Annotated in this window: 14 protein-coding genes; all 14 read right to left on the bottom strand. The window is 73.1% G+C overall.

The annotated features are described in order from the left end of the window. Positions 1–57: 57 nt before the first annotated feature. Positions 58–687, bottom strand: coding sequence for a response regulator (locus tag IE136_RS05505; RefSeq protein WP_229818662.1), 630 nt, complete (start codon positions 685–687; stop codon positions 58–60). Between the two features lie 26 nt (positions 688–713). Next, on the bottom strand, positions 714–2,030 hold the full coding sequence (locus IE136_RS05500; protein WP_189599677.1) for a sensor histidine kinase: 1,317 nt from the start codon (positions 2,028–2,030) through the stop codon (positions 714–716). Between the two features lie 128 nt (positions 2,031–2,158). Further along, the gene (locus tag IE136_RS05495; RefSeq protein ID WP_158988373.1) at positions 2,159–3,019 is read right to left on the bottom strand and encodes an NmrA family NAD(P)-binding protein; all 861 of its coding nucleotides are present in this window, start codon (positions 3,017–3,019) and stop codon (positions 2,159–2,161) included. A 60-nt stretch (positions 3,020–3,079) separates the two neighbouring features. Continuing rightward, complete coding sequence (locus IE136_RS05490; RefSeq protein WP_158988374.1) at positions 3,080–3,949, bottom strand: alpha/beta hydrolase family protein; 870 nt, start codon at positions 3,947–3,949, stop codon at positions 3,080–3,082. 103 nt (positions 3,950–4,052) lie between these two features. Further along, positions 4,053–5,255, bottom strand: a complete 1,203-nt coding sequence (gene kynU / locus IE136_RS05485; protein ID WP_158988375.1) for a kynureninase — start codon at positions 5,253–5,255, stop codon at positions 4,053–4,055. Then, positions 5,248–6,096, bottom strand: coding sequence for a tryptophan 2,3-dioxygenase (locus IE136_RS05480; RefSeq protein WP_189599676.1), 849 nt, complete (start codon positions 6,094–6,096; stop codon positions 5,248–5,250). The genes kynU and IE136_RS05480 overlap by 8 nt, the downstream gene beginning before the upstream one ends. A gap of 104 nt (positions 6,097–6,200) precedes the next feature. Next, positions 6,201–7,085 (bottom strand): DUF3152 domain-containing protein, encoded by an 885-nt coding sequence (locus tag IE136_RS05475; protein ID WP_158988376.1) that lies wholly within the window; start codon positions 7,083–7,085, stop codon positions 6,201–6,203. A gap of 283 nt (positions 7,086–7,368) precedes the next feature. After that, positions 7,369–7,782: a DUF3151 domain-containing protein gene (locus IE136_RS05470; RefSeq protein WP_158988377.1), complete on the bottom strand. Its 414-nt coding sequence runs from the start codon at positions 7,780–7,782 to the stop codon at positions 7,369–7,371. Between the two features lie 25 nt (positions 7,783–7,807). Then, entirely contained in the window at positions 7,808–9,307 is a 1,500-nt protein-coding gene (locus IE136_RS05465; protein WP_189599675.1) for an MFS transporter, read from the bottom strand. A 218-nt stretch (positions 9,308–9,525) separates the two neighbouring features. After that, positions 9,526–10,548: a class II fructose-bisphosphate aldolase gene (gene fbaA / locus IE136_RS05460; RefSeq protein WP_158988379.1), complete on the bottom strand. Its 1,023-nt coding sequence runs from the start codon at positions 10,546–10,548 to the stop codon at positions 9,526–9,528. Between the two features lie 238 nt (positions 10,549–10,786). After that, entirely contained in the window at positions 10,787–11,335 is a 549-nt protein-coding gene (gene pyrE / locus IE136_RS05455; RefSeq protein ID WP_158988380.1) for an orotate phosphoribosyltransferase, read from the bottom strand. Positions 11,336–11,359: 24 nt separating this feature from the next. Then, the gene (locus IE136_RS05450; RefSeq protein WP_158988381.1) at positions 11,360–12,151 is read right to left on the bottom strand and encodes an aldose epimerase family protein; all 792 of its coding nucleotides are present in this window, start codon (positions 12,149–12,151) and stop codon (positions 11,360–11,362) included. Between the two features lie 20 nt (positions 12,152–12,171). Then, entirely contained in the window at positions 12,172–13,101 is a 930-nt protein-coding gene (locus IE136_RS05445) for an SRPBCC family protein (RefSeq protein WP_158988382.1), read from the bottom strand. Positions 13,102–13,181: 80 nt separating this feature from the next. Beyond that, positions 13,182–14,903 carry a polyamine aminopropyltransferase gene (locus IE136_RS05440; protein ID WP_189599674.1) on the bottom strand — a complete coding sequence of 574 codons (1,722 nt, stop codon included), beginning with the start codon at positions 14,901–14,903 and terminating at the stop codon, positions 13,182–13,184. Positions 14,904–14,967: the final 64 nt, after the last annotated feature.

Genomic DNA, 14,967 nt, shown 5'->3' with positions numbered 1-14,967 from the left:
GGAGTGCCGGGGGTCCGCCGGGCGGGTCAGGGACCGACCGAGACCCGCCGGCAGCCCCTACCCCCCGACCTGGACCAGCCGCGCCTCGTACGCGAAGACCGCCGCCTGCGTCCGGTCCCTGAGCCCCAGCTTCACCAGGATCCGGCTCACATGGGTCTTGATCGTCGACTCGGCCACCACCAGACGGTCCGCGATCTCCGCGTTCGACAGGCCCTGCGCGATCAGCACGAGCACCTCCGTCTCCCGCTCGGTCAACTCCCCGACCTGCGACAGCGAGGGCGCCCGCGGCGCCTGGGCCGCCTTGGCGAACTCGGTGATCAGCCGCTTGGTCACGGTCGGCGCCAGCAGCGCCTCGCCGGCCGCCACCACCCGTACCCCGTCCGCCAGCTGGCGCGCGGAGGCGTCCTTCAGGAGGAAGCCCGAGGCCCCGGCCCGCAGCGCCTGGTAGACGTACTCGTCGAGGTCGAAGGTCGTCAGGACCAGTACCTTCGCGTCGGCGTCCGCGGCCACGATCTCGCGGGTCGCGTCGATGCCGTTCAGTTCCGGCATCCGGATGTCCATCAGGACGACGTCCGGTCGGAGCGCCGCGACCTGCGCGACCGCCTCTCGTCCGTTGACCGCCTCGCCGACCACCTCGATGTCGGGCATGGCGCCGAGCAGGACCGAGAAGCCCTCGCGGACCATCATCTGGTCGTCGACGATCAGTACGCGGATCACTGCTCGGCCCCCTGACGCGCCACCGGGATGAACGCCGTCACCTCGTAGCCGCCGTCCTCGGCCGGCTCGGCCGTCATCTCGCCGCTCAGCATGGTCACCCGCTCCCGCATGCCGGTGATGCCGTGCCCGGCGCCCGGCGAGGCCTTCACCAGGCCGCGCGCCGGACCGTTGACGATCCGCAGGCCCAGGCCGCCGAGGACGTAACTGACCTCGACCTTCGCCCCGGCGCCCGGCGCGTGCCGCAGCACGTTGCTCAGCGCCTCCTGGACGATCCGGTACGCCGAGAGCTCGACGCCCTGCGGCAGCTCCCGCACCGCGCCGGTCACCGTCTTCTCGACGTCGAGGCCGGCCTCGCGGACGTTGGCGACGAGCCCGTCCAGGTCGGCGAGGGTGGGCTGCGGGGCGTCGGGGGCCTCGTAGTCCTCCGCCCGTACGACGCCGAGGACGCGCCGCAGCTCGGTGAGGGCCGCCACCGCGTTCTCGCGGATGGTGACGAACGCCTGCTCCAGCTCCGGCGGCGGGTTCTCCACCCGGTACGGCGCGGCCTCCGCCTGGATGGCGACCACCGACATGTGGTGGGCGACGACGTCGTGCAGCTCGCGGGCGATGGTGGTCCGCTCTTCGAGCAGGGTGCGGCGGGAACGCTCCTGCGCGGTGACGGTCTGCTGGGCGGTGACGGTCTTCTCGGCCTCGCGGCGGACCTGCCGGACAGTCACGACGAGCAGCACGAGAGCGGAGAAGAAGAGCAGCTGCGGCGCGTCCGTGCCGTGGCCGATCCCGAGGAAGAACTCGACGAAGATCGCGTAGGCGCCGGTCAGCAGCCACATCCAGCCGGCGGTGCGGGGCCGGGTCCGGGCGGCGACCACGGTCAGGACGACGAGGTGCGCGCCGAAGGAGTTCGGCGACCAGGGCCAGCCGTCGCCGAAGCTCCCCATGTACCCGATGAGGGGGGTGGTGGTGAGCGAGGCCCAGAAGGCGAGGACCGGGCGGACCAGGGTGAGCAGAACGATCACGGCAGGCGTGATCGCGTACACCGCCGACACCGGTCCTGCCTCGCCGTCGGCGACCGTCGCCCCGATCAGGAACACGAGGAACGCGCAGCCGGCGACCACCGCGTGCGGGGTCCAGACCGCGGAGGCCCGTATCCGCCCCGGCAGGCGCCGGGTCACCGGCCCGTCGACGGCCATCGGATGCAGCGGCCGGTAGGCGAAGGCGTCGTGGAAGAGGTCCTCGCGCAACCCGCCGAGCGCGCCCTGGGCCAGGCGGAACTCGGGGCTGCGGCTCGTTTCACGGGTGTCTGTCACATCAGCCAAGGTACGGGGGGCGGGCGGACGCGGTCGTCCCCATGAATATGGATCCTCCCGCGTCCGTCCCAAGTACTACGCGGGCCCCGCGGGGTCCGCTCCGGCCCCTCAGGCCGGCCCCACCGCTGTCCGGGGCCCTACGGACGGAAGGCGTCGGCGTGATCCGCCGCCCACTCGGCGAAGGTACGGGCCGGGTGTCCGGTGACCCGCTCCACGGTGTCGACGACCGTGCGGCCGACCTCGGGGGTGTTCCCGTACGCCTCCAGCAGGAAGCCGATCACGTGCTCGGGCAGCCCGGCCTGCCGCCACCGGGCGACGGCCTGCTCCTCGGTCAGCTCGACCAGCCGGATCTCCCGGCCGCGGGCGGCGCCGAGGGCCGCCACCTTGTCCCGGAGGGTGAGTACCTCGGGGCCCGTGACGACGTACGACCGTCCGCCGTGGCCCTCCTCGGTGAGCGCGACGGCGGCCACCGCGCCGATGTCACCCTCGTGGACCATGGCGCTGAGCCGGTCGGCGAACGGCTCGCGCACCTCGTCGTCGGCCCGGACGCCGGGCGCCCACTCCAGGACGTTGGACATGAACTCGACGGGCAGGACGACCGTCCAGTCGAGGTCCGCGGTCTCCTTGACCGCGCGCTCCACCGGGGTGTCCTCGCCCCCGTGCAGCACGGTCACCCGGCGCACGCCCGCCTTCCGGGCGAGCTCCAGGACGCGGGGGCCGGTCTCCAGCGGCGCGAACGCGGCGCCGCCGAAGGTGATGAGGTGCAGGCCGGTGACGTCCGTCAGCGCCTCGGTGAGCGAGTCGGGGTCGGTGAGATCGCCGACGGCGACCTCGACGGCGTCGGGGAGCACCGCCCGGGCCTTCGCCGCGTCCCGGGTGAGGGCGCGGACGGCGTGCCCGCGGGCGAGGAGTTCGGTGACGATCTGGCGTCCGACGGTGCCGGTGGCGCCGGAGACGAGGACCTTCTGGCCGCTGTGCGGGAGCGTGGTGTGGTTCATGCTCAGAAGGTAGGAGGGCTTGCGGTCAGCTTCCGTCCGCAAGCCTACGGACTCCCACGGTCAGAAGGCGAGTTGCGCGATCTCCTCCGCCACCACCGCGCAGGCGTCCGCCGCCGGATCGATCAGCGGGAAGTGGCCCACGTCCGGCAGGAGCGTGAGGCCGACCGTCTCGCCCGCCTTCGCCGCCGCCTCCACGTACGCGTCGGCGACGGCCTGCGGGACGACGACGTCGTCCCGGCCCTGGACGACGGCGGTCGCGATCCCGGTGGGCAGCAGCAGGGCGGGGTCGGCATGCCGGGCCCTTACGTCGAACTCCCCTTCACCACCGAGGAGTTCGGTGACCGCACCGCCGCACACCCCCAGCTCGACGGCCCGGCCGAAGTGGGCGATCGGAGCCAGCGCGACCACGCCGCGCAGCGCGGGCGCGGCGGGCAGCCGCCACGGCGCGTCGGGCGGCAGGACATGACGGGCGGCGGCCCACAGGGCGAGGTGACCGCCCGCGGAGTGGCCGGTGAGCACGATCCGGCGCGGGTCGGCCTGCGGCAGATGCTCGGCCAACAGCCGCGGTACGGCGTCCAGCGCCGCGGCCACGTCGTCGAAGGTCTCGGGCCACCGCCCGGCGACCGGGCCGGTCGCGCCCTGCCGGGGAAGCGAACCGCCGCGCCGGTACTCGACGTTGGCGACGGCGAACCCCCGGCGGGCGAGAAAGTCCACGAAAGGGGTCAGATGCCGACGGTCGTACGGTGCCCGCCACGCGCCGCCGTGCAGGGCGACGACGAGCGGGGCCCGCTGCCGGCCGTCTCGTGGGGCGTAGAAGTCGACGACCTGGTCGGGGTGTTCTCCGTACGCGGCGGACGCGTCCGGGGCGACGGCCGGGTGCGAGAAGGCCGATGCTTCTTCGGCGGCGTCGCGCGCGGCGGGGTCCGGCATGCTGTTCCAACCTCCTGGGGACGGGGCCGAATTGGCCTGACCTGCGGGGACCGTATCAGCACCGACGCCCCCACAGATCAAGCGATCATCCGACCGCGCGGCCTCAGCCGGCGGGAACCTCCGCCAGGACCTCCGCCAGCACACGCGCGGCGCGCTCCGTGTCGGCGAAGCCGACGTACAGCGGGGTGAAGCCGAACCGCAGCACGTCCGGGCGGCGCAGGTCACCCACCACTCCGCGCCGGATCGACTCGGCCATGACGGCGGGCGCCTCGGCGCAGCGCAGGGCTACCTGGCTGCCGCGCTCGGCGTGCGCGCCCGGCGTGAGGGACTCGACCCGGCCCGCCGGCACGTACTCCCGTACGCACTCCAGGAAGAAGTCCGTCAGCGCGAGGGACTTGGCCCGCACGTCCTCGACGTCCACCCCGTCCCACACGTCCAGCGCCGATTCGAGCGCCAGCATGGAGAGGATGTCCGGGGTGCCGACGCGGCCGCGGAGCGCGCCCGCCGCCGCCTCGTACCCGGGGGTCATCCCGAAGGGGTCACTGTGCGAGTTCCAGCCGGGCAGCGGGGAGTCGAAGGCCGCCTGGTGGCGCTCGGCGACGTACAGGTACGCGGGCGAACCGGGGCCGCCGTTCAGGTACTTGTAGGTGCAGCCGACCGCCAGGTCGACGCCGTGCGCGTCCAGACCGACCGGCAGCGCGCCCGCGCTGTGGCACAGGTCCCAGACGGCGAGCGCGCCCGCCTCGTGGAGGGCGGCCGTGATGCCGCGCAGGTCGTGCAGCCGTCCGGTGCGGTAGTCGACGTGGTTGACCAGCGCGGCGGCCGTGCGGGGCCCCGCGGCCGACGGCATGTCGGCGGGGGCGACCGGCACGATCCGGCGTCCGGTCATCCGGGCCGCGGACTGGGCGATGTACCCGTCCGTGGGAAAGGTCGTCGCGTCGACGAGGATCTCGTCCCGGTCGTCACCCGCCAGGCGGGCGGCGCCGACGACGGCCTTGAAGACGTTCACGCTGGTCGAGTCGGAGACCACGACCTGGCCCGGGGCGGCGCCGAGGATCGGGGCTATCCGGTCGCCGATCCGCTCGGGCGCGGTCCACCAGCCGCTCTCGTCCCAGGAGCGGATGCGCAGCTCGCCCCACTCACGGGTGAGGACGTCGGCCATCCGGGCGGGGACGTGCGCGGGCAGGGCCCCGAGCGAGTTCCCGTCGAGGTAGGTCACCTCGTCGAGAGCGAACTTCTCGCGCAGCTTGCCCAGTCCGTCCTCGCCGTCCAGGCGCAGCGCCTTCTCGCGCAAGGTCTCAGACATGGCTGCGCGCCGTCCACAGCTCGGGGAACACGTTCTTCTGCGCCCGCTTCTCCAGCCAGGCGACGCCCGCCGATCCGCCGGTGCCCGTCTTGGAGCCCATGGCCCGCCGGGTGGCGACCAGGTGGTCGTTGCGCCAGCGCCAGACCAGCTCGGCGACGTCGCTCAACGCCTCGCCCAGGCGGACGAGTTCGCCGTTCTGGTCGGGCTCCGCGTAGATCCCGGCCCAGATCTCCTCGATCTCGGGCGAGGGCTCGTACCGCTTCGCCAGGTCCCGGCCGAGCACGGCGGCCGGCACGGGCAGCCCGCGCCGGGCGAGGAACCGCAGCACCTCGTCGTACAGGCTCGGCTCCTGGAGCGCCTTCTCCAGCTCAGCGTGGACGCGGGGGGCGCCGCGGTGCGGCACCAGCATCGACGCGGACTTCTCGCCGAGCAGGAACTCCATCCGCCGGTACATCGCCGACTGGAAGCCGGAACCCTCGCCGAGGGCGCCGCGGTAGGCGTTGAACTGCGCGGGGGTGAGCTGGGCGAGCGGCCGCCAGGAGTGGTTCAGGGCCTCCAGCTCGCGCACGGAGCGCTTGAGCGCGTCCATCGCGACGGGGACGCGGTCCTCGCGCAGCGCGCGGCTCGCGGTCTCCCACTCGTGCACGATGACGGTGAACCACAGCTCCATGACCTGGGTGGTGACCAGGAAGACCATCTCGCCCGGATCGTCGGAGCGCAGGTGCTGGAGGTGGGTGAGAACGTCCGCCTGTACATAGTCCTCGTACGGCGTCGTGCCTGCGAAGTCGAGGTTCGGGTCATCGACCGAACCGGCTCCGGAGGCATCGGGGAAGGTGGACATTTCTGTCTCCTCGATACGTACTACCGGGTAGCGGTCCGCTCCTTCCGTGTGGCAGTGGAGCCCCGGTCCCCTCGGGCCGTGCTTCGTCGCACGGCCCAACCGCATCATGACACGATCGGACCGCTGATGTAGCTACCGTCTTCGTCATACGGATACGCGTTCGAACGACAACCGTTGAGCCCCTTGATCTGCTGCATCATCACGGGCGCGAGCCGGCCCGGGCCGGAGCAGCCCATGTGCTGCCGGATGCCGATCTCATGGCCCACCTCGTGGTTGATGATCAGGTGCCGGTACTCCGCGGGGGTTCCGGCGAAGGTCGGGGAGCCGAGCATCCACCGCTTGAGGTTCACCACGACGCCAGAGGTGGTCTCGCAGTTCAGCTCGCCGCGGGTGTTGAGGCCGTTGGCGAGGCAGAGCCTGTCGGCGGTGGCGGGGGTCGCGATACGGATGACGAAGTCGGCGTCCTCCGAGACGAGCTGGAAGCGGCCGCGGCCGTGGGCGGCCCAGCCCTGAGGGTGGGCCAGGATCTGCTGGATCTCCGCCGCGGCCTGGCGGGCGGAGAGGTCGATGCCGTCCTCGACCTGGACGCGGTAGCGGCGCAGGGAACCGCCGGTGCCGACGGCGTCGCCGGAGGCCTGGGCCGTGGTGAAGGTCCCGGCACCGGAGGCGGGGACGGTCGTCCGCTTCGGAGCGGGCGGCTTCGGCTTCGGTTTCGGCTGCGGGGGCTTCGGGGTCGGCTTCGGCGTCGTCGCCCTGGGACTGGGGGGCGCGGTGGTCGGATCGGCGGTGGGGGCGGCCGCCTGGGCGGAACCGGCGTCCCCGCCGCCGTTGAAGTGGGCGAGCGCGGCACCGCCGCCGAGGGAGAGCGCGACCAGTGCGAGCGTCGGGAGCACGAGACGGGCCACGGGACGCCGTCGGGACCGGCCCCTTCCGCGCCGACGGCTCCGCGGTCGGCCCCGTCCCGTGGGTGCGGCGGCACGCTTGCCCAAGACAGACTTCTCCCCTACGTCGGCCGGTGTGGGGGAAGAGGGTGGGGCCTCTGTGCCAGCGGCTTCGGTACTACGAACGGTCCGAAGGATCGTAACCGCAGCTTCGAACGCCCTCGAACGCCTGTCGAACTATGACCGGTTTCCACCCCCGGGCGGGGGAGGTGCCCCCGGAGGCGGAAACCGGTGCGTCAGGCGTGTGCCGGATTGTGCGGCGCGACCGGGCCGCGCCGTGCGTTACGACCGTGCGTCGCGAGCGGGCCGGGCCGTGGCTTCGGGCCGGACGTCAGCCCAGCGTCTCCGCGGCCGTCTCGGAGGAGTCGCGCAGGAACGTCGAGCAGCGCTCGTACTCGTCCTTCTCGCCGATCTCCCCCGCCGCCCGCGCCAGCGCGTGCAGCGCCCGCAGGAAGCCCCGGTTCGGCTCGTGCTCCCACGGCACCGGGCCGTGGCCCTTCCAGCCGCTGCGGCGCAGCGCGTCCAGGCCACGGTGGTAGCCGGTACGGGCGTAGGCGTACGACTCGATGACCCGGCCGCCTTCGTACGCCTCGTCGGCGAGCTGGGCCCAGGCCAGCGACGAGGTCGGGTACTTCGCGGCGACCTCCGCCGGCGGCGTGCCGTTCGCGAGCAGCTCGCGCGGCTCCGGATCGTCGGGCAGATGGGTGGGGGGCGGTCCCCCCAGAAGGTTCTCGTGGATGGCCATGGGGCCAGTCTGCCTCAGCGGCGTCTCACCGATCGCCCGGGTCGGACGGGTGGCTGCGATCGGGCTGGTCGGGCCGGTCGCCGGACCCCTCCCGCTCACCGGGGTCCAACGGGGGCGACGTCACCCCGCAGTGCACCCGGCACTCCGGGTGGCAGGCCGCCGCCGCGGCCGGCGTCCGGACCGTCGCCCAGGCGAGGACCGCCCCCGCCACCAGCAGGCCCGCGCACATCGGCATCGCCCGCCGGAACGTCTCGCCGAACTCGGCCGCCGACCGGTACGACTCCGGGCCCATCCCCGCCAGCAACGGCAGCGCCGCCACCGCGAGGAGCCCGGCCGCCCGGGCGGCCGCGTTGTTGATCCCGCTGGCCAGTCCGGCCCTGGCCACGTCCACCGACGACAGGACGGTCGCGGTCAGCGGCGCCACCAGAGCGGTCATCCCCAGACCCAGCACGAGCAGCGCCGGCAGCACATCCCGTACGTACGAGGCGTTCTCCCCCGCCCGCAGCATCAGCAGCATCCCCGCGGCGCACAGCAGCGGCCCCACGGTCAGCGGGATCCTCGGCCCGATCCGCTCCCCCAGCTCCCCTGCCCGCGCCGAGAGCAGCAGCATCAGCACCGTCGTCGGCAACAGCGCCGTCCCGGCGCCGAGCGCCGAATAGCCGGAGACCACCTGGAGCTGGAGGGCGGCGAGGAAGAAGAAGCCGCTGAACGCCGCGTACACGCAGAGGGTGACGAGGTTGACCGCCGTGAACAGCCGGGACGCGAAGATCGCAGGCGGCACCATCGCGCTCGCACGCCGGCGGCGCTCCACGGCGACGAACCATACGCCGGTCGCGATCCCCAGCCCTCCCGCCCACCACGCCTCACCGATCAGCGCGTAGGTGACGAGGCCGAGCCCCGCCGCACCGAGGACGGCCCCGAGGACGTCGAAGCGGCCGTGGGCGGCCTCGTCCCGCGACTCCGGGACGTGCCGCAGCGCCACCGGCAGGCAGAGCAGGGCCAGCGGCACGTTCAACCAGAACACCCAGCGCCAGCCGGGCCCGTCGACCAGCCAGCCGCCGACGAACGGCCCGATCGCCGCCCCGACCCCGCCGAACCCGGACCACAGCCCGACGGCTCTGGCCCGGTCGTCCGGATGGAAACTCGCCTGGATCAGCGCGAGCGACCCGGGAGTGAGCAACGCCCCGCCGATGCCCTGGAGGGCGCGGGCGGCGATGAGGACGCCGGCGTTCGGCGCGAGGCCGCACAGCAGCGACGCGACGGCGAACCAGACCACCCCGACCAGGAACACCCGCCGCCGCCCGTAGCGGTCCCCGAGCGCCCCGCCGAGCAGGATGAGACCGGCGAGCGTGAGCATGTAGGCGTTGACGGTCCACTGGAGGTCGGCCAGGTCGGCGCCGAGATCCTCGCCGATGTGGGGCAGGGCGACATTGACGACGGTGGAGTCCAGCAGCGCCATCCCGGAACCCAGGACGGTGGTGAACACGATCCACCGCCCCGTCGCCGAGGCGAGCCTGATGTCCATGCCTGCCATCGTCCCCGCGGACCGCTCCCGGCGCACACCCGCAGCGGCACCCGGAGGCAGGCGGGGGCTTGCGAGGCCGGCCGCCCGGGCGCATCAAGCCGGCGACCGCGTGGCGGAAGCGGGGTCGTACGCCGGGGGTGCGTCCCCGCGCGGAGGCGGCCAGGACGCACGAGGGGCCCGGCACCGAAGTGGTGCCGGGCCCCTCGCTCACATTCCGCTTACTTCAGCTTCGTGCCGGTCGAGCGCAGCGCGGCGCACGCCTCGGCCACGCGCGTGGCCATGCCCGCCTCGGCCAGCTTGCCCCAGGTGCGCGGGTCGTAGGTCGACTTCTTGCCGACCTCGCCGTCGACCTTCAGGACGCCGTCGTAGTTCTTGAACATGTGGTCGGCCACCGGACGCGTGAAGGCGTACTGGGTGTCGGTGTCCAGGTTCATCTTCACGACGCCGTTCTCCAGTGCGGTGGCGATCTCCTCGGCCGTGGAGCCGGAGCCGCCGTGGAAGACGAAGTCGAACGGGGAGGCCTTGCCGAACTTCTCGGCGACGCCGGCCTGCAGGTCCTTGAGCAGCTCGGGACGGAGCACGACGTTGCCCGGCTTGTAGACGCCGTGCACGTTGCCGAAGGAGGCGGCCAGCAGGTAGCGGCCCTTCTCGCCCAGACCCAGGGCCTCGGCCGTACGGATCGCGTCGTCGACGGTCGTGTAGAGCTCGTCGTTGATCTCGTGGGTGACGCCGTCCTCCTCGCCACCGGTCGGGGTGATCTCGACCTCAAGGATGATCTTGGCGGCGACGGCCTTGGCCAGCAGCTCCTGGCCGATGGCCAGGTTGTCGGCGAGGGTCTCGGCGGAGCCGTCCCACATGTGGGACTGGAACAGCGGGTTCTGACCGGCCTTGACGCGCTCGGCGGAGATGTCGAGCAGCGGGCGGACGTAGCCGTCCAGCTTGTCCTTCGGGCAGTGGTCGGTGTGCAGGGCGACCGTGATGTCGTACTTGGCGGCGACGATGTGCGCGAACTCGGCCAGGGCGACGGCGCCGGTGACCATGTCCTTGCTGTACTGGCCGCCCAGGAACTCGGCGCCCCCGGTCGAAATCTGGATGATGCCGTCGCTCTCGGCCTCCGCGAAGCCGCGCAGCGCAGCGTGCAGGGTCTGGGACGAGGTCACGTTGATGGCCGGGTAGGCGAACTTGCCTGCCTTCGCCCGGTCGAGCATCTCGTTGTAGACCTCGGGGGTTGCGATGGGCATTCGTCCGCTCCTTGTGATGTGCGGTGTGTGCGTGGCGTTGCTTGAACCCTGACCTGGGGCGACGTCATCGTCGGGGCCCATCTTTCCAGACTCTCCTCAGGACACCAGGAGGAAGGGGCGGAGCGTTTCACGTGAAACACTCCGCCCCTCGCCAAATCCGCAGGTCAGAGCCGGTCCTGGGGCGAGCCGGGAGCTAAGTCACGACTTCGCGTCGGTCGGCCTCCCGCACGGGCGGACGTCAGGCCAGGCCCAGCTCGTCCAGCGCGTACGCGTAGAGGTACGGCACGCCCGCCGTGGTGCTGATCTTCTCGCCCGCGCCCGTGGCCCGGTCCACGATCGTGGCGACAGCGACGACCTCGGCACCGGCCGCCCGCGCCGCCTCGACGGCGGTCAGCGGCGAACCGCCGGTGGTCGAGGTGTCCTCGACGATCAGGACGCGGCGGCCCTTGATGTCCGGGCCCTCGACCTGACGCTGCATGCCGTGCGCCTTGGCGGCCTTGCGGACGACGAAGGCGTCCAGGCGCCGGCCCTCGGCGGCGGAGGCGTGCAGCATGGCGGTCGCGACCGGGTCGGCGCCGAGCGTCAGACCGCCCACCGCGTCGAACTCCAGGTCGGCGGTGAGGTCGAGCATGACCCGGCCGACCAGGGGCGCGGCGGCGCCGTCCAGCGTGATCCGGCGCAGGTCGACGTAGTAGTCGGCCTCCAGACCCGAGGAGAGGGTCACCTTGCCGTGCACCACGGCCTTGTCCTTGATCTGCTGGAGCAGGTCAGCGCGTACGTCAGTCATGGACACGAGCTTAAAGCCGGGTGCTCAGAGCCTGCGCCACGCGAAGGTCGCCGAGATCTCCAGAGGGTCGATCGGCGTCACATAGCGCGGCGCGGTGTTGAGGCCGTTCGGCGGGCCGGACTGCGGCTCCACGCAGACGGCCTCCTCCTGCTCGTCGTAGATCACCACCCAGGGGGCGCGGCTGGTGACCTTCAGCTCCAGCTGCTCCGGCCAGGTGAGGGTGACGTCGACACCGTCGGGCATGCCGAAGCAGTCGTCCCACGGGCCGGGGGTGGGGCCGATCCGGCGACCGGTGGGGAGGTGGTCGGCGCCGCGCTCCTCCTGCCAGTCGGCGGTGAAGTCGAGGTGGACGTCCTTGCCGCCGTCGCCCAGGTTCCGCCGGAACCAGGGGTGCCAGCCGGCCTGCGCCGGGAAGGAGTCGGACGCGGCCTCGACACCCAGCTGGAGGGTGAGCGAGTCCTCGGTGAGGGCGAAGGTCTGCGTGACCCGGCCGGTGTACGGCCAGGGCGGCGCGAGGTCGTAGGTGAAGGCGGCCTCTCGCGCGTCGGCGCGGACGGTCCGCCACACGGTGTCGCGGCCGGTTCCGTGGATGGCGTGCGGAGGCGAGTTGAGCGGCAGCTGGTGGCCGGTCGCGCCGTTCTGGAAGCGGCCGTTCGCGATGCGCCCGCACCAGGGCACCATCGGGAAGCACCCGTACCGCTCGCCCTCGCGCAGCAGCTCGGTGGAGCCGATGCGCAGGCTCTCGATCCGGCAGCCGTTGTCGGGGTTGATGGTCAACTCGGCGTCGCCCGCCGTCAGTCGCGTCTGCTTGCTCACGCCCCCGACCCTAGACGGGATCAGCGTCGGCGGCGCAGGGCACGGCCGACGACGATCGCGGAGGCGAGCGCGAGCGCCGCGGCGGGTGCGATCCAGCGCAGTGTGTCGCCCGCACTGGAGGCGTCGGGTGCCGGCACGGGGGCGTACCGCCCGCGCGGCGGGGCGTGGTCGACCTCCTCGGCGCTCCGCCCGATCATGGTCCGCCGGGCGTGGGCGGCCTCGGCGGCGGGCGGCTCGGCGGGGTACTCCATGGGCGCGTCGTCGAGGTCGTCGCCCGGGAACGGGTCGAGCGGCGGGTCGAGGGACGGTGGCGGGACCGGCGTTTCGAAGACGGAGGGGCGGTGGGGTTCCTCGACGCCGTCGTCCACCCCGTCGCTGTCGCTGTCGGCCTCGTCGCCCTCGTCAGCCCCGTCCCCCTCGTCGGCCGCCTCCGCGTCGAGGTCGGCGCCGGGGGCGGTCTCCGTCTCGATGTCGACGTCCACCCTGGTCGCCGACCCGGTTTCCACGTCGCTTGCCGGGCCCTCCTCGGCGACGGCTGCCACCCCTTCCGCGAACTTCTCCAGCAGCCGCACGGCCGCCGACTCCCGCGCCTCCTCCGAGAGCTCGGTGAGGCGGCCCGTCGGCGTCAGGGCGCCGCTGAAGGCGAGGGTCGTACCGTCCGCCACCGGAGTGAGCGCGATCGCCACAGAGAACGAGACCGAGCCCTTGCCGCGCACCTCGGTGCCGTCGCCCTCGACGGCGAGGGCACCCTCGCGGTCGATCAGCCGCAGGGTGCCCCGATAGGTGATGGTGTGGCCGCCGACCCGGACCCTCAGACGGCCGGAGAGAGGGCCCGCCTCCGTGTCGGCGTCCTGCTGGAGGCCGGGGACGCAGCGCGCCACCCGCGCGGGGTCCGTGATCGTCTCGCGCAGGACCTCGGCCGGAACCGGAACGAACACCTCATGCTCCATGGAAGCCGAGCCTACTCAGCCCCGGCCCCTCCGTCGCCTGTTTGTACGCCTGAGGCCCTCTCCCCGCCCCGTCTGCCTCGTCATCCGCCGTACCGCGGGTGCACCAGCGTCGACGGCGGCGGTTCGGCTCCCAGCGCGTCCCGCGTGCGCTCCGCCGCCCGCGCCCCGCTCGTCAGGCCCTCCGCCGTGAGGGACCGCAGTCGCGGCGCGTCGGGGGCGAGGCCCAGCGCGGGCGGGTACGGGCCGCGGGCCGCCAGGACGTAACCCCAGTCCCCCGGCGCGGTGTCCGTACCGCCGGAGCGCCGGGCGCGCTCGGCCCGGTCGGGTCCGGCGGCGCGCGCGGCCTCGCCACCGCTCGCGCTGTAGGCCCGGGTCGAGAAGCCCGCCGCGCGCAGGGTGGCGTCCACGGTCCAGTAGGTGCGGGGCCGGGCCGAGGCCGAGCCGGCGTGGACGACGAGCCGTCCGCCGTCGGCGAGGACCCGGGCCGCCAGCCCGTAGAACTCCTCCGAGTACAGCTTGGTGCTGGCGGAGATGCCGGGGTCGGGGAGGTCCGAGACCACCACGTCGTACAACCCGTCCGCGCCCGCGCCCGCATCCGCGCCGGCGCCGCGCAGCCAGCGGAAGGCGTCCGCGAAGGCGACTTGGACCCGGGGGTCGCGGTACGCGTGGCCGTTGAGGGCCGCCAGTTCGGGGTTGGTCCGGGCGAGGCGTACGACCCCGGAATCGAGCTCGACGACGGTGACGGAGCGGACGCCGGCGTAGCGCAGCACCTCGCGCAGAGCGAGACCGTCCCCGCCTCCGATGATCAGCACCCGCTCGCGGGGCCCGTTCATCGCGGGGTGCACCAGCGATTCGTGGTAGCGGTGCTCGTCCTGTCCGCCCACGCGGAGCCGGCCGTCCACGAACAGGTCCGGCGGTCCACCGCGCTCGCCCGTGACCACCACTTCCTGGAGGTCGGTGTGGACGGCGACGCGCACACTGTCGCCGTACACCGCGCGTCGTGCCGCTCCCTCGAAGTCGTCGACGAGGACGGTGGCGGTGCCGAGGACGGCGAGCACGGTGAGGTTCGCGCCGATCAGGAGGACCCGGGACCTCGCCGTCAGGTCGTACCGGAACAGCCACAGCACCAGTGCGCCGCCCGCGACCGCGTTGACCGCGCCGGTCACCAGCGCGCCGGTGAGCTGGCCGAGCCAGGGCAGCAGCAGGAACGGGAAGGCGAGGCCGCCGACCAGCGCCCCGACGTAGTCCGCGGCGAACAGATCGGCGACCGTCCCGGCCGGATCGTCCTTCTCGTCCGCCTCCGACTCCCGTACGCCGGACTCCCGTACGCCGGACTTCCCGGCGCCGTACGTACGCGCGGATTCCGCCCGCTGGATCAGCGACATCAGCAGGGGGATCTCCGCCCCGATGAGCACCCCGATGGCGAGCGAGAACGCCACCAGGACGTACCGCGCCTCGCCGAGCCAGGCGAACGCCGCGTACAGCACCAGCGCGGAGCAGCCGCCGATCAGCGCGAGCCCGCCCTCGACCAGGCCGAAGCCGACGGCCGCGCGGCAGCGCAGCCGCTTGGCGAGCAACGAGCCCACGCCCATCGCGAAGACCATCACGGACAGGACGACGGAGGCCTGGGTGACCGAGTCGCCGATCAAGTACGACGCGAGGGCGACCAGTTCGAGCTCGTAGACCAGCCCGCACGCGGCGCACACGAACACCACGGCGAGGACCGGATACCGCACCGCGCGCGGCCGCACGGGAAGCCGCGCCACCCTCTTGGGCGGCACGGTCACGGGCGGGTCGATCATGTTCGTAACGCTACGTCACACTCCTGTCGCTGCTCGTCACCCACACGAGTGCACCTGGGGCTCA

This window comes from Streptomyces lateritius (genome assembly GCF_014649715.1).
Taxonomy (GTDB): Bacteria; Actinomycetota; Actinomycetes; order Streptomycetales; family Streptomycetaceae; genus Streptomyces; species Streptomyces lateritius.
The sequence above is the reverse complement of the archived record's forward strand: the minus strand, read 5'-3'. Positions and strand labels throughout refer to the sequence as shown.